At 61.4% G+C, this 17,064-nt stretch carries 19 protein-coding genes; 8 read left to right on the forward strand and 11 right to left on the reverse strand.

Annotation, left to right across the window (positions count from 1 at the left end; genetic code table 11):
- Positions 1 to 201 precede the first annotated feature (201 nt).
- Positions 202 to 723, reverse strand: a complete 522-nt coding sequence (locus ACLMAL_RS26305; protein ID WP_412001524.1) for a hypothetical protein — start codon at positions 721 to 723, stop codon at positions 202 to 204.
- A gap of 274 nt (positions 724 to 997) precedes the next feature.
- On the opposite strand from ACLMAL_RS26305, the gene ACLMAL_RS26310 reads away from it, so the two are divergent.
- Entirely contained in the window at positions 998 to 4,252 is a 3,255-nt protein-coding gene (locus ACLMAL_RS26310) for a type I restriction-modification system subunit M (protein WP_412001525.1), read from the forward strand.
- Between the two features lie 259 nt (positions 4,253 to 4,511).
- Here ACLMAL_RS26310 and ACLMAL_RS26315 read toward each other — a convergent pair whose 3' ends face one another.
- Positions 4,512 to 5,120, reverse strand: a complete 609-nt coding sequence (locus ACLMAL_RS26315) for a hypothetical protein (RefSeq protein WP_412001526.1) — start codon at positions 5,118 to 5,120, stop codon at positions 4,512 to 4,514.
- Positions 5,121 to 5,647: 527 nt separating this feature from the next.
- Here ACLMAL_RS26315 and ACLMAL_RS26320 point away from each other — a divergent pair.
- The gene (locus ACLMAL_RS26320) at positions 5,648 to 6,265 is read left to right on the forward strand and encodes a TIGR02391 family protein (RefSeq protein ID WP_412001527.1); all 618 of its coding nucleotides are present in this window, start codon (positions 5,648 to 5,650) and stop codon (positions 6,263 to 6,265) included.
- A gap of 138 nt (positions 6,266 to 6,403) precedes the next feature.
- A complete protein-coding gene (locus tag ACLMAL_RS26325) occupies positions 6,404 to 7,327 on the forward strand; it encodes a hypothetical protein (RefSeq protein WP_412001528.1) in 924 nt (307 codons plus the stop codon).
- Between the two features lie 423 nt (positions 7,328 to 7,750).
- On the opposite strand, the gene ACLMAL_RS26330 is transcribed toward ACLMAL_RS26325, so the two are convergent.
- The 5 genes from ACLMAL_RS26330 to ACLMAL_RS26350 all read right to left on the reverse strand — a co-directional run bounded on the left by ACLMAL_RS26330 (position 7,751) and on the right by ACLMAL_RS26350 (position 10,244).
- Positions 7,751 to 7,930 carry a hypothetical protein gene (locus ACLMAL_RS26330; RefSeq protein WP_412001529.1) on the reverse strand — a complete coding sequence of 60 codons (180 nt, stop codon included), beginning with the start codon at positions 7,928 to 7,930 and terminating at the stop codon, positions 7,751 to 7,753.
- Between the two features lie 492 nt (positions 7,931 to 8,422).
- Positions 8,423 to 8,566 carry a hypothetical protein gene (locus ACLMAL_RS26335; protein ID WP_412001530.1) on the reverse strand — a complete coding sequence of 48 codons (144 nt, stop codon included), beginning with the start codon at positions 8,564 to 8,566 and terminating at the stop codon, positions 8,423 to 8,425.
- Complete coding sequence (locus ACLMAL_RS26340; protein WP_412001531.1) at positions 8,551 to 9,561, reverse strand: TniB family NTP-binding protein; 1,011 nt, start codon at positions 9,559 to 9,561, stop codon at positions 8,551 to 8,553. Before ACLMAL_RS26340 ends, ACLMAL_RS26335 begins: the two co-directional genes overlap by 16 nt.
- The gene (locus tag ACLMAL_RS26345) at positions 9,561 to 9,836 is read right to left on the reverse strand and encodes a hypothetical protein (RefSeq protein WP_412001532.1); all 276 of its coding nucleotides are present in this window, start codon (positions 9,834 to 9,836) and stop codon (positions 9,561 to 9,563) included. The genes ACLMAL_RS26340 and ACLMAL_RS26345 overlap by 1 nt, the downstream gene beginning before the upstream one ends.
- Before the next feature lie 162 nt (positions 9,837 to 9,998).
- The gene (locus ACLMAL_RS26350) at positions 9,999 to 10,244 is read right to left on the reverse strand and encodes a helix-turn-helix domain-containing protein (RefSeq protein ID WP_412001533.1); all 246 of its coding nucleotides are present in this window, start codon (positions 10,242 to 10,244) and stop codon (positions 9,999 to 10,001) included.
- A gap of 225 nt (positions 10,245 to 10,469) precedes the next feature.
- Between ACLMAL_RS26350 and ACLMAL_RS26355 the strand changes: the two genes are divergently transcribed.
- The 5 genes from ACLMAL_RS26355 (at position 10,470) to ACLMAL_RS26375 (ending at position 14,203) form a co-directional block, all read left to right on the forward strand.
- The gene (locus tag ACLMAL_RS26355; RefSeq protein ID WP_412001534.1) at positions 10,470 to 10,961 is read left to right on the forward strand and encodes a hypothetical protein; all 492 of its coding nucleotides are present in this window, start codon (positions 10,470 to 10,472) and stop codon (positions 10,959 to 10,961) included.
- A 137-nt stretch (positions 10,962 to 11,098) separates the two neighbouring features.
- Positions 11,099 to 11,482, forward strand: a complete 384-nt coding sequence (locus ACLMAL_RS26360) for a hypothetical protein (RefSeq protein ID WP_412001535.1) — start codon at positions 11,099 to 11,101, stop codon at positions 11,480 to 11,482.
- A gap of 74 nt (positions 11,483 to 11,556) precedes the next feature.
- Positions 11,557 to 12,159, forward strand: coding sequence for a DUF3558 domain-containing protein (locus ACLMAL_RS26365; protein ID WP_412001609.1), 603 nt, complete (start codon positions 11,557 to 11,559; stop codon positions 12,157 to 12,159).
- Between the two features lie 200 nt (positions 12,160 to 12,359).
- Positions 12,360 to 13,487, forward strand: a complete 1,128-nt coding sequence (locus tag ACLMAL_RS26370; protein WP_412001536.1) for a hypothetical protein — start codon at positions 12,360 to 12,362, stop codon at positions 13,485 to 13,487.
- Positions 13,487 to 14,203, forward strand: a complete 717-nt coding sequence (locus ACLMAL_RS26375) for an ESX secretion-associated protein EspG (protein ID WP_412001537.1) — start codon at positions 13,487 to 13,489, stop codon at positions 14,201 to 14,203. The genes ACLMAL_RS26370 and ACLMAL_RS26375 overlap by 1 nt, the downstream gene beginning before the upstream one ends.
- 556 nt (positions 14,204 to 14,759) lie before the next feature.
- On the opposite strand, the gene ACLMAL_RS26380 is transcribed toward ACLMAL_RS26375, so the two are convergent.
- The 4 genes from ACLMAL_RS26380 to ACLMAL_RS26395 form a co-directional block, all read right to left on the reverse strand.
- Positions 14,760 to 15,704, reverse strand: a complete 945-nt coding sequence (locus tag ACLMAL_RS26380; protein ID WP_412001538.1) for a DUF6301 family protein — start codon at positions 15,702 to 15,704, stop codon at positions 14,760 to 14,762.
- Between the two features lie 148 nt (positions 15,705 to 15,852).
- On the reverse strand, positions 15,853 to 16,113 hold the full coding sequence (locus ACLMAL_RS26385) for a hypothetical protein (protein ID WP_412001539.1): 261 nt from the start codon (positions 16,111 to 16,113) through the stop codon (positions 15,853 to 15,855).
- An 11-nt stretch (positions 16,114 to 16,124) separates the two neighbouring features.
- Positions 16,125 to 16,574: a TY-Chap domain-containing protein gene (locus tag ACLMAL_RS26390; RefSeq protein ID WP_412001540.1), complete on the reverse strand. Its 450-nt coding sequence runs from the start codon at positions 16,572 to 16,574 to the stop codon at positions 16,125 to 16,127.
- Positions 16,571 to 17,062 carry a DUF6301 family protein gene (locus tag ACLMAL_RS26395; RefSeq protein WP_412001541.1) on the reverse strand — a complete coding sequence of 164 codons (492 nt, stop codon included), beginning with the start codon at positions 17,060 to 17,062 and terminating at the stop codon, positions 16,571 to 16,573. Before ACLMAL_RS26395 ends, ACLMAL_RS26390 begins: the two co-directional genes overlap by 4 nt.
- Positions 17,063 to 17,064 lie beyond the last annotated feature (2 nt).

The raw sequence follows: 17,064 nt of genomic DNA on the forward strand, positions 1-17,064 counted from the left end.
CGCTCTTAGCGCAACCCGCGGTGTGCCAGGGGTTCCCACTGTCTCATAACATTGGCCAATGTGCCGTCGAATGGCCAAGCTCTATGAGATTTGGCCATGACTTATGAGACATACAGGTCGCAGGGGGATACCTTCCCGTCTCCGAGTCTCTCACCAGCATAAAGAGGTTCGGTGTTCAGAGTTGGCTGGCCGAATCTGATCTCAAAACAATGGCCATTCCTCAACGGTGGAGGCGTGATGCTCCAGAACAGGCAGTCCCTCGGTGTCCCGGTCGGGAGATCGAGGATCACGCACCGCCGCGCCTCTCGATGTGGGGCGCGATGGCCTGCACGCATGGGGGCTTGCCCTGCGCCGACGTTTTAGCGCGACCGACTTCACCGCGCCAGACAACAGTGCCAGCTCGATGCCCGAGGGCGCTCCTACGCACAATCGATAGGTGGCTGCGGCGCACACGTCCACGCTGCTGACCGCCGAGGCTGCGGCGAAGGTGATCGGGGCCAACGACAGGGTGTCGAACTGCTGGTTCGCCAGGCGTGTCTGCATCTGAGCGTGCCCATCGGGTTCGGCTCCCCAGGTGGCTAGACCGACAGCGATCAGCGCGAATCCAATGTGGTGCGCACCCGCGGCCACCAGTTCGGACGCGGCTTGGCCTTGCGGGTTGCTGACCACGGGCGGATGGTTCGCCACCGTATTAGACAGGTCAAGGTATTTCGTGTTGATCATGACGCCGCCTCCTACGCTGCTTCGATTTTAGCCAGCCACGGACTGTGGCTGGACGACACCGCAGATACCCGACCGGTCAGAGGCGGCGCACGCGGCTGGCTCTGGTCGGTGTACGTAGAAGGAACGGCTGCCCGCGGTGCGTTGCACGCGTCGATCGAAATCGGTGAATAGCAAGCGCGCCAACGCAAATCGCGGTTGTTGGACACGGCAGCTGTGCTGACACACGTAGGATGATCGAGCTCGGAAACGGTTGCAATCCTCAGGGGGATCTCGTATGGGTGACGACTCAGGGCATTTGGTCGAGTTCATTTGGTCGGTAAGTGACCTGCTGCGGGGTGACTTCAAGAGCGCTGACTACGGCCATGTCATCTTGCCGTTCACCGTCTTGCGCCGACTGGACTGTTTGTTGGATCAGACTCGGGGCCGTGTTCAAGAGTCCCTTGAGCAGCTCACCTACTCCGACGTGGATCGCGAAGAGCGCCTGACCGCGGCCTCCGGTCACGCCTTCTATAGCACCACCCCGATGTCTCTGCAGACCATCCTCGATTCCCCTAGAGATACGGCTCGACGCCTACGGGCTTATGTGCAGGGCTTCTCGTCGAACGTGCAGGAGGTCATGGAGCAGTTCGAGTTTGACCGGACCATCAGCCGCCTTGCCGAGGCTGGCGTGTTGTACCAAGTGCTCGGTAGGTTTGCTTCGTTAGACCTCGGGCCCACTAGAACCAATCGAGAGATGGATTCGGCCTTCGAAGAACTCATCCGGCGCTTCGCGGAACGCGGCTACGCAAATGTCGGCGAGTACTCCACTCCGCGCGATGTGGCCCGCGTGATGGTCGGCCTCATGGTCGCAGAAGATACAGGTCTGCCCGCTACTTCCGGCGTCGCTCGCACAGTCCTGGACCCGATTTGTGGAGCCGGTGGTCTGTTGAAGGAGACACAGGACTACATCAAGTCGCTCAACCCCCGGGCCAGTGTGGCGCTGTCCGGCCAAGAACTCAACCACGAAAGCTGGGCCATTTGTCGCTCGAGCATGATCATCGGCGGGCGTGACCCGCAGAACATCGCGCTCGGGAACGTTTTCAGCGATGACGGCCACGCAGGACAACGGTTCGACTACCTCCTGGCCGGTCCTCCCTTCGGGCTGTCGTGGGCCACTGTTAAGGACACCGTCTGGCGCGAGCAAATGGAGCACGGCTTTGCTGGACGATTCGGTGCAGGTCTACCCCGAACCAGCGACGGAGCCCTGCTCTATTTGCAGCACATGCTGGCGAAGATGAAGCCAGTGGATTCCTTCGGCAAGGGTGGAAGCCGCGTCGCTGTCCTGTTCAGCAGTTCGCCGATGTACGTCGGTGCTCCGGGGTCAGGGGAATCGGAGATCAGACGGTGGATCATTGAGAACGACTGGCTTGAGGGAGTGATTGCCCTCCCTGATCAACTCCTCCACAACACAGGCATGGGCACCTATGTGTGGGTGCTCACCAACCGGAAGCCTACGGATCGCCGGGGAAAGGTTCTTCTGCTCAACGCCCAAGACTCCTGGCAGAAGATGCGCCGGTCACTCGCTGGTAAGCGCAAGTACATCGGACCCGACCAGCTCACCGAGATCATCGGGCTCTATTCAGAGGCGCGGCCAGATGCGGCCGAGCCACTTGACGAGCGAGTACGTGTAGTTAGCAATAACCAGCTCGGACATAGACGGATCGTCGTAGAACGTCCCCTTCGTCTCCGCTACGAACTCTCCGAAGATGCCCACCGCCAGCTTGCTGAGTCGCGATCGATTCAGAGTAGGGAAAACGCTGAGGCGCTATTGGCGGCCATTCATCCGTTGGTCGGCTCCAAGTGGAGCACCGAATCGAAGGCGCTTGCTGCAATGCGACGTGCGGCGACCGACAGCAACCAAACCTGGCCCCGCGGGACCGCGTTCGAGACAGCGATACGCAAGGCCATCGGTGTTCGCGACACCAGCGGAGAGATTCAGCGTGTCCGGGGCGCACTCGCACCTGATCCAGATCTACGCATGATCGTGAACCTCGAACTAGACGAGGATCCGGAGGAGTATCTGCGTCGTAAGGTGCATCCGCGAGTCCACGACGCCTGGATCGACCACGACAGGACGACCGTGGGCTACGAGATCTCACCCACGCTCTTCTACGTGGCGGAGCTCAATGGCTCGTTCAAGTTGCTTCGACACTTCGTAACCCTCGTGACGGCAAAGGTCAACCAGCCGCGTGATGAGGCGGCCGAGAGCGGAACAGACCGCCCCAAGCACCTCAGAGCACAGGACTTGCATCAGGTGGATTCGGCAGTCGAACTACCCGAAGTCTCAACGGACGCACCACCGTTGACACCCTGCACAGGTGGTGCCTTAGTCGGGCGACCGGGAAATTGGCGGCTACTGCCCGCGACCTTCGGCGACGCAGTCACTTCACTCTTCGTGATGCACCCCCTTGAAGGCATCAGCGGACGGGCGCTGTGCGAGTGGTTGAACTCTCGCAAAGACAACGGCCGATTTCCCAACGCCCGAGATGTGCTCGACACGCATATCCCCGTCGAGCTTGTGACAGACGACGAGATAGACGATCTCCTCGATACCATACAAGCTGGTCGGCGCACCCTAAATACGACAATGTCAGGCATTCTACCCAACGTATTTACTGCCAGGGAGAAGGAAGTGGAGGAGGTACGCAACAGAATTAGATTCGCCGCCTACGAGGCGACTCTGGTCGGTGACCTGGTGCGGCCTCTCGACGATCCCATCTGGCGCGCTGAATGGAGCTACCCCTTTCATGTCGCGGCTCTCGCGCGTCGCTTTCGAATCAGTACCCATCCTGCCGAGCAGAAAGACGGGCTTCTCAAGCTAGGTGAAGGGCTCGCGAGGGCGCTGGGTATATTGGCGCTGAGTGAGATTTCTGCCAAGAATGGCTTTACAGAGAACCTCCGAAAGTCATTTCGTTCAGGAGCGACCTTCGGAACCTGGCTGACATTGTTAGGGCGATTGCCGACTGAGGTTGAGAATCCTCGAATCCGCCAACTTGTCGCACTCCAGGAACGCGATGGCGTATCCACACTCCTCGAAGGAATCAAGGAATTCAGAAATAACTCGCATCACTCACATGGAGTGCGTGCCAGTCACGAGATCACGCTAGAGGTGGAGAAGCTGGAACCGAAGATCGTTTCGGCTATCGACGCGGCCAGTTGGCTCTCAGGTGTCCATTGGGACTGGGTAGAGAGATGTGAATACCTCGAAGACTCCTCATTCAAGATCGTCGGTCTCCGCCTTCGCGGGAGTCACCCCAATTGGGAACCGTTCGAGCGAACCAGTAGTGATCCTCTGAAGCCCGGCCGAGTCTACGTAGAAAACACCCCAGCAAGCACTCCAGTCGATCTTTGGCCTTTCGCGGCAGTGAACTTGTGTGATACGTGTCGAACACACGAGCTTTTCCTGCTCAATAAAGTAAGAGGTGACCAACTAACTCTACGCAGCCTGGAAGAACATTCTATGGAGATCACTTACAACGGGGGCGAATAATAACTCTGAGAGCTCGCAGTCAATGCGGTCCGCTGTCTCGGATACGATGTAGAGACTCAGCCTCGACTTCATCTGGTGGGCCGTATCTGAAGTTGCTCGACGGTGGGCTTTGGCGAGGACCAGCTCGGCGGTTTTGGTCCAGACGAACGGCATGCCCTGGGGGTTCCGGCCGTTGATGAACGCGCGGATCTTGAGGGTAAGTCACGTGCTCTTCGCAAGCGGCGCGTCCGCTGCGGCGTCACACCGCAGGACGTGGCAATCACCACGGGACAGGCCCGTTCTGCCAGTCGGTGAGCGCAGGGTCGCCGCTTTCGAACTGCCCAGAACCGGTGTCGTCTTGCCAGAATGGGACCGAAAAACGCCCATGAACAGCCGCGTCGGCCTGAAGGTGGTCCGTGGATCCGTCACCACCGACGACCGCGACGAAGCAGGTCATATCGACGTCGAAACTCCCGTGAATCTCGAAGATATCGTCATGCCTGTCGTAGGTCAGGTTGTCGATCTCGATGAACATCCGCCCGGAGGGAGGACCGACAACAGGGGCGACGTAGTCGCGTTCTTCGAATTCGGAGGTGATGTCACTTTCCAGACCTTTTGCGATCGCTCCTCGAAGCGCATGGACAGGGATATGTAGTGCCTCGTCGAAATCCTGACCGAAGACATCTTCGAGAACCACTTTGGCTCGTCGTCCCGACTCTTCCAGCGTTATGAGGATTCTGCGGGGCCCGTCCGAGTAGGGGTCGTCGAGTTCATCGGTGGATGAGTACTGGGTGAGCGCTGCGGGGGCGAGCAAGCCGAGCCTGTGCACCACCAGGGGACCGAAATCGAGCAGCGCCTGCTTGGAGCCAGCATCGGACAGGTCAGCCATCGACACAGCGAGTACAGCCTTGGTGACAACGTTCGAGGAACGGAACGAACGAACGGCCTTCGCTACGACAGGGCACAACTTGCGCGCCTTCTCCAGCCTCGTCGTGACGAGTCCGGATTCCGCCAAGTTCATGTTGCTCTTGTCGGTGTTGCACGGTTTGCAGATGGGAGCCAGGTTGTACGACGCATGCAGTCTGAACCCCTTCCTGCGTGACGCGGGAACCACATGCTGTCGCAGCAGCTCGGCGAGAACTTCGGGGGTGAGGGTGCGCGGGATTATGTGGTCGATGTCGACCTGGGCGAAGTCCTGTGGAGCGCGGCACCAGTAGCAACGACCGCGCCATGCCTCTAGGAGAGCAAGACGAAGTATCGCGTTTCCGTCTGTATCACCAGGTACGTACTGGACCTTGTCACTCACCGCGACGAGGGTACCCACCAAAGTGGCGTCCAGTCGGGTGTACCGAGCCCGCCTACGATATGCATGACGGTGCGTACGTCTCCTGCGGTCGCGGCAGATTTGTCGAACTCATGGAGATCACCGGACCGATCCTGAATCGGCTGTATCCCGGTTGGGCGCAGGAGAACCCCGACTGCGACAACACCGTCGGCGACGACTACGAGCCGCATCGAGGAGCGCGCGACGCGGCACGCCGATTGATCGTTCGTCTCGATTACCAGGCTGAGCTGATCGAACGTCTCGGCGGGATGGACACGTCGCCGCAGATCAATGCTTCGATGCTGCATCCACTGATCTGGAAGGCCGCCACCGCGCAGTGGTCAACCGGTCATCGCCACGAAGCGGTGCTGGCCGCGGCCAAGGCGGTGAACTCGCTGCTGCAACAGAAGACCGGCCGCCGCGACGTCTCCGAGACCGACCTGGTCAAGCAGGCGTTCTCCGATAAGCCCCCCGAGCCGGGAAAGCCTCGGCTGCGCTACTCCAGCATCAGCAGCGACCAGACAGCCGAGTCGATGCGCCGAGGAGCGATGGACTTCGGAGCGGGTTGCTTCGGGGCGATCCGCAACCCGATCGGGCATCTGCCCAACGACGAGGTGGAGCTGGACGAGCAGTCCGCGTTGGAACGGCTGTGCGCACTGAGCCTGCTGGCACGCTGGATCGAGGAAGCCGACCTGGAAACTTCTGACTAACCACGAGAAGTCTCGCTGACGGGGCGGCAGCTTTAGGTTCTCGTCGATCAACTGCGGTGAGTTGGTCGCGCACTGCGCGTTCGGGTGACACGATCGGCCGCACAGTGCTCGTTCGAGGATGATGACTAGGGGTGATCGATGCCAGAAATCGAGTGGCAGCAGGAGATTCCGGACTTTCTTCAGTGCGATCCGGACGTTACCGGCCAGGACTTTCCATCCGCGCTGGCGGGTGAAGCGGTGACGGTACATGCACCCGGCGACCCGGCCCTCGCCGAAGGTGTGTATCTGACGCAACCGGCTCCGCTTCTCGGTCGAATCGACCATGACGACCCTGCAGCCTGGGGGCTCCTCAGAAGGGACGCGGTAGAGCCGAAGCTCTCTGCGGTCATCCGACGGATCGCGTTCACTGCCAATGTCCCGGACCCCGACATCGTCGGCAGGGAGATCGACGGATGGACGCGACGGCTGACCTCCTGGTTGGACATCCTGACCGGCCAGCACCTGACGGTTGTGGGACACAAACCCGCACGACAGTTCACCAACCGCACAGCCTTGTTCGAGCGACGTGGCGATGGCACGGTGACGCACCTGTTTACTCCCCGGGGCTTCAAGCCGATGTACAAGCTGACCGAGGGGCTGGCAACCAAGGAAATCCTTCGGAGCGCGTTCGAATTGGCTGGAACGGGAACAGAAGTCCCGTTCCCGTGGCTGCTGATCCGGGACGCCCGAGCATTGCATCGCGTGGCACACACGCGCCGTGCAGTGATGGAGTGCGGAAGCGCCGCAGAGATGGCGAATGTCTCTCTGTTGAAGGCCGGCGGCATCGCGATACCGCCTCTAGCGACGCTCGGCACGACCTTCAACCTGCTGAAGGACAAGCTCAACTACCCGCTCCCCACCGACTACAAGACCGCGTTCGTGGAAGTACGGAACCGTGAAGTGCACATGAATCCGGGCAGCGGATACGTCAGCGAGGCTGAATCGTCGCGGATTTTGGAGATCGCCAGCGCCCTCGTCGAGGACGCCTTCCCGCTCCCCAGCGGCCTCAAGAAACTGTGGTGAAGGCGAACTTTCATCCCCAGGTGCGGTCTGCCGGAACCCGCCGATCGTGCGCAGGTTGACCCACCGGACACCCGAAAGGGCGTGTCGAACGCCATCGAACAGTTCAGTGGCTCACGCCCGTGAGCTGGACACTGAACTGTTTGCTCTCGACACCCCGGATCGAAACATGTCACTGAACAGGACAGTGAATCGGCAACGCCGGATGCCACCGAAGTCGACGCACCAGCGTGGGCATTGGAGTGTCCTTTCATCGGTCCGGCCATGCCGGGTCAGGGGCTGTTGGGGGGTTTCGACCAGGCGCCAGACGTTGCCCCGGGGCATGCCGGTGATGGCGCCGGTGCCGATAGCGGGTGGCCGCGCCACTCGGGGTCGACATTGAATCCGATGCCGCCGACCAGCGGCACCACCGCGCGGGGCCAGCATTCAGGTCTTCCGAAGTAGACCGGTGACGCCGGCGAGGAGGATGGCGGTGAATACCCAGGACAGGATCCGCAGAATCGGCAGGCCCCAGCTGAGGACGAGCGAAGCCTCGGATTTCGTTGTCCAGTCCGCCTTCTGGTTGCCGAGGGCGGCATGGACCACGTTGGTCCGGGCGTAGGTCACCCGGTTCAAGCATGGGTAGCCGGGATACAGGTTGCAGGACACGTTGGCGGTGATCGGGCACGTGAGGTTGGGTTGGGCTGCGCTTACCTCCTGCGGCAACGTGCGATCGCGTCAGGCAACTGATCATGACCTCTTACCCGACGTTCGGACGCGACCTCTGAGCTGCTGCCCACAGGGTGTGCGAGGCCGGAGCTAACGCGCAGACCAACGCAGATCACACGCAGGCCGACACCCTTCAATCCAACCCTCGCCGGGCGTCCTAGTCACGGCCTGCCACACCGCGTTTGTCGCCAACGTTGCCTCTAGCGGTAGGTATCCCGTGTGAATCCCAAAACGTACGTCAGTGTCCCACGGCGGCATACGTCACGGCGGCGAGTGAAATCCTTCGAGTGCTCCATCACCAGCAGTAGCAGGGTCGCACTCCACGCCCCTGCCATCGTCAGCGTCGGCAGTTCAACTGATGTTGTGGGATCCTCACCCTTGCAACGCATCTCACGCAGAAGCGTTGCCTTCTTCCACACCCGGGTCGGATTCGGCGGGTTTCGGCGGTTGGTTGGGCTTGAGTCTACTGGTGCGCCGCTTCTTCGTGTCGCGGAAATGTTCCTGGCCGCGCTGGTCGATCACGATGCGGTCCATGAGTTTTCGGGTAAGGGCTTCAGAGCCGTCGTAGACGGCTTCGATGGCGCTTTCGCGGATAAGGTGCGAGAGGCTGGCGATGCTGCCTCCGGTTCGGTCGTGCAGGTAGCGCCAGTGGTAGCGCACGAGGCTCCCTGGTTGTGCGCGAACAGCAGCAGGCTGCTTTCCATGCGGGCGATGACTGTTCGCCACTCCTGGATGTGATCTTGAGTGCTGATGGCGAACGGGGCGATCTTGCACAGGTCGTTACGGCCCGCGGTCTGAGTAGCCCGCGCCTTGGCTTTGCCTTCGAGGAAGAGTCCGGACGCTTCGAGATCGACCCCGGTGTAGACGAATGTTGCGGCGGTGTGGTTGGCGAGGTACTTCAGATGGTCGTTGGCAACCTTGCCTTCCTTGGCCGATATATCCAGGGAGTGGGCGTCGTCGAGGATGATCAACTCGGTGCCGCATATGCGCATCGCTTTGAGGACCAGGTTGGTGATGTCGGTCTTGGTCGCGCTGATTCGGTAGGGCACCATCAAAAACTCGGCGATGGCGATGGATAGGTCTTTTGGTGTCGCGCTAGCGCCGATGCTGACGTAGACGATGGGTACATAGTCGCGGACAAATTCTTGACCTTCGTCGGTGACGCAGCGTTCGGGTTCGACTGCCCGCAGCCGGTTTTCGTATTCGGATGCGAACATCTTGACCAAGGTCGACTTGCCGAGTGTGGCCGGCCCGTCGATCACCTTGCCGCGACGCGCTCCGGCTGGCTGGTGCCGGTTTACATCCAAGCGACGTTGCAGCTCGTGGTGCAGCGTCTGGACGGTGGGTGTGCGAACGATGGCACCTGCACTGTGGCATGCGGTGCGGGCACGGTTGAATCGTGCTCGCGCGAAGTCGGACATTTCCTTGTACTCGGCATAGGTGGGCATGTCCGGTTCTTTTGGCGCCTTCGCCGAAAGATACTGTCGCCACTCTTCTTTGGTGCGCGGTTCGGCCAGTACCGGGTGCATCAATTCTCCTTGCCAGTCCAGGGCTCCCACGCGGGAGCGGGTTCGACATCGGGAAGGTCGAGATCATCGAGATCGATCTCGTCGATTTCTGCGGCGCTGATGCGCGTGGCCGCCGGAGATGGCACGGCCCGCAGTTCGGGCACACGATCCTCATCTGGAGTGCCGGTGGCCGCGACGACTGCACGGTGGTGATCGCGGGATGCGGCGCGGGCGCGGTCCGCGTCGCGGGCTGCGCGGCGGCGGTCCTTGGATGTCCACGATTCTGGAGCGTCCATGCGGTTCTGCAGCTCGATCAACGCGGCGGCAACCTCATGCTCCTTCGCTTTACGCTGTCCGCGGTTGGTGACAAGGTTGACGGCTTCACGCAGGGTGTTGTCGGTGAACGCCCCAGAACGAGAGTATTCACGCGTTCGCCGCGCAGGCTATCCGGACAAGAATCAACGGCGTCCTGCCGTTGTGGTCGGTGACAGGTGCTTCTCGGCGTCGACCAGGAGTGCCGACGGCGTGGTGGATAATGCCTCGGCAAGATCCCACAACCGGTCGATCTGGACGCTGCTGGTTCCAAGCTCTATGCGAGCGAGAGCAGGTTGCGATACGCCGGAGACCCTGGCCAGATCGTCTCGGGTCATCCCAGCCGACTCACGGGCGCGACGAACGGCGGCGCCGACCGCGTCCCGCCTCATCTTGCGCACCCTCCTCTGTTGTGGAGACAGCGAGGCTTCCGGCACCGGCATGGCCGCATCATCGCACGCCTCACCTGACCAGTCCCATGAGCTCGCTGAGCAGCACGACGCACGTACGGTAGCGCGAATATATCGCATGCGATACAAAGACCACGTTAAAGTGTACATTTTCCGAGAGGGCACGGAGTGTCATCTTTCGGGCAGGCGCCACGTAGGAGGCACGGCGTGCAGGACAAAGCAGAACCGAGCGCAGCCCTCGTCGCCTGTGGCAGTGCTACCGACAGAAAGAAAGCCACAGCAGCACTGTGGGATCCCTCCCTGATCGCCGAGGCGGTCTGGCGGCAGATCGGAGTCGATCCGTCCACGCTCAGCTCGGACATCGGCGGCATCGACCGGATTGACGGGTTCAAACGATGCGGCGGTCACGACCATCCGCGGATCTACTCGGTCGATGTGTGGTCACAGGTCTACACAGTCGAGGACTTCATACACAAGGAGGCCGGAGCCGAGTTTGTCCCGGTCACGATCGCGGGCCGCCACGGCCTGTGGTACCGCCCGGCCTCCGACAGGATCGGCGACCACTGCAACCTGATCTTCGCCTCTACCCTGGGCTCGTTCAGCATTGAGGTGCTGCGATTGGAGCCACGAATCAGTGTCACCCCAGGCGACCGCGCTATCGAGGTCGCGAGCGTCGTGGTTCCGCTGTTGCCGCGTTGAGTGTCGAGAGACGAGTAACTAGCCCGATCTTGGTGGTGGATCAGCGCCGAATATCGGTGCGCGCGCACTGATACCCTTTTCCCACCGAAGCCGGGTCAGCCATGCCCGGCGGTCGAGACCGGAGGGGGTATGCGGTCATGGCGCTACCGGACAAGGGGCAGAAGAACGCCCAAGCTGCCTACGATGCGGCCGCGACTGGCACATTCGAGATGCCATCAGAAGGCGCAACACGGCTCGCATCCTCCTGTGACAGGCTGGCGGCAGGATTGCAAGACGAGATCATGGCTGCCTCGCTCCTCACCAATGTGACGGGTTTTCCTGATCTTCCCTCAGGACATGCTCTGGCCCAGGGGTTCAGTGCCAAAGGGCGCGAGTACATCGAGACGTTGACCGCTCTCCAGGAGACAGTCTTGCGGTACAAAGCTGCCTACTTGGCAGCCGGGAAACAATTCGAAGAAGCCGACGCCGCGAACCGAGCAGCGATCAAAGTCGCGGCCGACCAAATCGAGGATCCCTCATGACGGCAGTAAAAGCGTTGCGACACAAAGGGTTTCTCCGTTCTTCGGCGGTCTCGATTCTCGTGTCGGGCGCGTTGATGGCAGCTGGATGCACCTCGTCAGATGTTGGAAACCCGGTGGCCACTTCCCCTGCCGCGTCGGCATCGGGATCAGGCTCGACTGCGGCGAGCACGGTCGGCCGGCCACCGCTTCCGACGTTGACCGCGCCCGAACTGCAGCCGCCGAAGCAGCAGAACCAGAACCGCCCGGACGTCGCTTTCGACCCCTGTACCTGGATCGATGACGACACGATCAACCATCTCGGATATGACCCGCGTTCACGCAAGAGGTCGACCGACATCCACGCCGAGTACACGTTCCTGGGCTGCGAGTTCAAGTCCGCGGACAAGGTGTACAGCCTGGGCATCCTGTCGGGCAACCGAACCTTGAATGAGGGCCGTGCGAAGTTCACTGCAGACGGCGCTCAGATCGAGGACACGACCATCGATGGTCACGCTGCGTTGATCGTGCGGCCGCAGGCGCCTCGCACCGCTTGCGATGTTGTGCTGCAGACCAAGGTGGGTTACGTCGACTTCGATCGGGTCATCGCCTCATACTTGATCGACGGACCGACACCCGAAAGATGTTCGGGAATGGTCGATTTGGTGCGCGGGATCATTCCGCGTATCGGGGACATCTGAATCGGGAGGACGTCGTGGGTAGACGGACGAGCAAAGAGATCGCTGACGATATTCGACAGCACCAGAGCCAGCTCGCTCATGTGAGCGGGTTCGGGTCCTCTGGTGTCGATCCGGCTTATGTTCCCGATCGCGAGTCGTTCGACGGCTACAGGCATCAGCAGATCTGGGATCTGGTGCACGAGAAGTTGGATCCCGGTGCGATGGCACAGATCGCAAGCGAGTGGAGCAAGCGGGCCGACAAGCTTCACGAACTGTTCGACACATTCTCTCGGGAGGTGAAGAGCGAATTCGCTTCCTGGTCGGGCGCATTCGCCTCGACTGCCCAGCAGGCGACCGACGCGTTCGTGAGCGCGGGAGGAGACCAGCACGACACCGCCCTGACGGTTCAGCGCCTGATGGACCTGAATTCCAGCGCCGCGCAAACGGTCAAAGTTGCGATCCCGCCTCCGCCCCCGCCATATCAGGAGGATTCCGATCCGGCAAAGGAGGCCGCGGATGGAGCAGACCGGCGGACGGCGTACAACCTTGCAGCAGCTGATGCTGAGGCGACCGCGCAGGACACGATGAACTTCGTGTATAATCCAACCCTGCCCGCGTCAGGTGACAGTGTTCCCCGGTTCGTTCCGCTGCCGCCTGGCCCCGGTGTGGTCAGCCCTGGCGATGACAATCAGCAGTCGGGTAGTAATCCCCGTCCGGTCGACGGTGACGCTAGTCCCGGCGAGCCCGGCAAAGACGAAACCGATGACGGGAAGCCAGTTGAGCACCCTGGTGGCGAAAATTCGCAACCAGACAGCCCATCGACGCCTACACAGACGAAGTCGTCGTCGCTGGATGACCCCACCGCAGCGAAACCGTCGTCGACCTCGAACACATCGACGCTTCCTGCGGGCATCAACCCTACGAACACAACGCAGGCATCACCGTCGAGCACAATGCCTTTCACCCCCGGATCACACAGCTCCGGCTTACCGGGCTCACCTCGGGGCACCAGTAACGCCCCAGGAGCTCCCGGCAGCGGTGCAGGCGGACCGGGGATCACGGTTCCTGGGCAACCGCAGTCACCTACCGGCACCAACCCAACCAACCCCACCAGTGCCCGCCCGACGACAAGCAGCTCGTCTGCGCCGATGGGCGGGATGCCGGGGGCCGGGCGTGGGCAAGGTTCAGATTCCGACCGCGGCAAGGGCAGCCCCGATTATTTGCGGCGCAAGTACAAGGAGCTCGACCAGGTCGATCCGGTATTGCCCGCTGTGATCGGTTGGAACGCAACCGATGACGAGCCACTCCCACCGAGAAAGACCGAGAATAGGCCGCGAGGGGACGAGTAGTGCGGTGGGTATTCACCCCGGACGAATTCACTCACGTCTGGGCGGTCGAGGCCAGGCGCGATCGCCGTCCCTATCCGATCAACCTCGGCCCTCGAGGCACGGTTGGTACCGAAAGCGCAAGGGCCGCATTGAAACTTGCCGAGCGGTTCTCGCCCAACAGCGACCCGGACCTGACCGGGACATTAACGTTTCTTGCCCGTACCGATGTCACGACCATCGCCATGTTCGGTGACCGCTTCGCAGACGGCGAGCGCCTACCCAACCCGATCCTGGCTCTCGGGGCAGCCTTCTCCGACTGGGGCGCGGCCGTCCTCGCGACCGTCGACGCGGTAACAGTAGTGTCCTGTCACGCCCGTAACGTCGCCAAACACCTGCTCACCGCGATCGGCTCGGCACCCGTAGGTACCTTTGACGCGATGTGCGAGCCGCGGCAGACAGTGTTGTTCCCGGATCCCGGGCAGTGGCAGGAAACTGAGAATAGCCGCAGCGCCAAACGGTTTCGGCAAGTGCTACGCCGCCCCATCGACGCCCGCGGCTACCTCACCATCACGGTGAACCCAGAAGACCCCATGTCACCGCCACCACAACACCGCACATGGCTCGACTTCACCAACGACGGCCGCTATCTGCTCACCATCGGTCACAACATGACCCTCACCCCCATCGGCGACAGTGAGCTCGCCCAACAGATCACCCATCTCGCTCAAATCCGCTGACCAGCTCCAACAGCCTTACCTCTCCATCACGGATATCAATCTCGGTCCGACGCTGTCACAGCAGCACAGGGCGAGTCTGGCGAGAGATCACACGCAAATACGACTACCAGGGCGGAGAGCTGGGCAAATCCACGAGAGAGGGGAAATGCTCAGGGCCGACTTCGACGTGCTTCGCTGGTTCGTGGAATTGGGTAGGCAGATCGCGCGTCGGCGCGAGATCGACTGCCCGGGACGACGTCTTCTCCGGTTGGGGTGCAGCCTGTATGAGATAGGTTCCGGTAGACACGTCGATGGCGTTACCGGGCGGTCGACCGGACCCGGCGCGGTGCAACCGGCTCCGGTCCTATTCCGTCGTTTCTCCCCGTTCCCGCGCGATGCGCTTTAAATCATGACTTCCCTACGCCTGCCAGACCTTCACCTGCTCCTCCGACGCCCCCTGCTGGAAAGTGATCATGATTGGCATGCCGTTGACATCATTCACAGGTGAGCCGCTCGATATCGGCAATGGCAAAGCCCGCATGTGGGACGACCGACGTTCGCTAGTCGACGGGCGTTGTCAACTCCCCTGGTCGAGGGCGCTGAGCCAGTCGTTGGTTACCACCTGTAGCCGGACCGTGTGTTGGAAATCGATCAGCCGCAGGGTTGTTTGCGGACCGGTCCAGCGGATTTCGGAAACCCTGTCGTCGAGGCGATCGGTCGGTTCGCCGATAGATCCGGTCAAAACGTCCGTCATCCGGGCATAAGCCGCCAATGTGCTGACGCGGCCGTCCGGCGTATCAGCCGCCTGGGTGCTGACGGTGACTTCTACGCGTACCGCGTCGCCATCGAAGCCGATGATGTCGACGGTATCCGCGCCGAGACCGGCGCCGAACTGAACCCAGTCCGCCGAGTGGATCTGGGGTTCGCGCCAACCGAATACGATCGCCAAGCGCAGCAGATCGTCCATCCGCCATGACCAGACCAGAGTGCGCAGTTTCTCGGCGAGATCGGCGATCTCGTTGTTGGACAACGCCTGCCATCCGATTGGTCGCGGCGTGGGCTGCGCGACGGATATGTGGCTGGCGACTAAGGGGGGGGTCGACGCAGGTCGGCCTGCGTGGCGTGTCGACAGCAATTCGGTGGCCGCCGCGTAGTCGAATGTCACATCGTCTTCGGAAGTGATGCGGTCTTGCGGTGCTTCGGCTGGCGGTGTAATGGCGAATGTGAGGGTCGCATCCCACATTTGCGTGCTGGTTTCTTCTAGATTTTTGCGTGCGCGCTCCAGCGAGGCAGCGCTGGGCGTTGCGTCGCTGACCGCCGCGTCCGCTGACAGATGCCGACCGATGACAGTCAGTCCTGCCGCGCGGCAGCCGACTTCGACGAGCCCGATCGATGTCGCGATGTCGAAATAGGGGAGGGCATCAATGGTGATGGACCATTCATCAGCGCCGGTGCGCAGCAGCGTGATAGTGGATGCGCGAATTGACGGGTATCGCGGGTGGTTTCGGATTCGGAACCCCAATTCGCTACCTACTGCATCGTCCGCAGCACCCGATGGGGCAAGACCGATGATCGCTCGAAGTTCCTCGAGTTGGACTTGATCGAGCCGACCACTTGTGACCAGGCGAAACCGCCGAATCAGTTTCATTCGAGGCCTCCGGATGTTGCCTTCACGACTGCACTACGAGGCGCTCGGGCGTGGCTTTGCTGTCCAGCCACGCAGCTGCGATCTTTCTCGCAACGGCCCGATAGAGCATATCGTCGGCTCCGTTCTCCGATGCGATTACCTCTGTGGCCTTGTTCAGGACCAAAGTGTACTGACTGCCCTGTATATCCGTGTACCGGTAGCGAACACGCTCCTCGTCCTCGTCAACTTTCTCGATTTCTGCGTATAGTGCCAATGTCACGCCCTTCTTGTCCCGAAAGCTCACACAACGACCGATCAAACCTGACGTGCCAGCCCGAGCAGTGGCAGGTGAAGGTCGCGTTCGTCCGCGTTCTTGTTCCATGCGGTGTAGGTCAAGGACCTCGGGTCGGTGATTCGGAATGCGTCACGGAGTCCAGTCACCACCATTGCCGCCAACTGGCGGTATATGGCTGAATTGACAGGCCATGGCAGTTCGATCCACCAGTAGGGGCCGTGGTCGGCATCGGGTTCCTGCCAGCCTGTCTCGGCGATCAGGCGATGTCCCGTTTCATCAGGCCGTGCGGTGGGTTCGAGGGACTCATCGCCCACCAATTCGGCCAGTAGCTCGCTGTCGGTCTGCGCGAACTGCGCGAACCGTTGGTGGCCTGGGGGGAGCCCCGCTTCTACGATCTTTACAATCGCGCCTGCGGGCAGTACAGCTAACTGCTCGGCCAGTCGCTCGGTGAATTCCGCCCAACCCGTCATACCAGGCCCTGCCGTTCGAATTCGATGGATCTATCGAGAGCGGCCAGCGAGGCGTTCGTCTGATACGTCAGTTGGACAGTATGCGCGAGATTCTTCAGGCGCAATGTTGTTTCCGGGAAAGCCCAACGGATTTGAGCGACATCCCCCGGTATGCGGGCGGTTGGTTCGCCGAAGGCGCCGGTTATGGTGTCGGCCATACTGACGAACGCGTCACGCACCAATGCTCGGCCGGCCGCGTCCTCGCTTGCGGAGTCGGTCACCATCAACTTGATGGACTCGACTACCCCGTCGCGACCTTCTACCGCACCGCTGCTCAGCCCGAAACCGCAGTCGAGCATGACCCAATCCGGGCGAGTCACCAATACCTGCCAGCCGAACCTTGCCGCTATCGCGGGCACATCTTGCAACTGCCACGACCAGTCCAACGACCGCAAGCCGGTAGTCAATTCGACTATCTCGTCATCGGTCAGCGCACGCCATCCCGTCATGG

The sequence above is a fragment of the Nocardia sp. CWNU-33 genome, assembly GCF_046764895.1.
In the GTDB taxonomy this organism is placed as follows: Bacteria; Actinomycetota; Actinomycetes; order Mycobacteriales; family Mycobacteriaceae; genus Nocardia.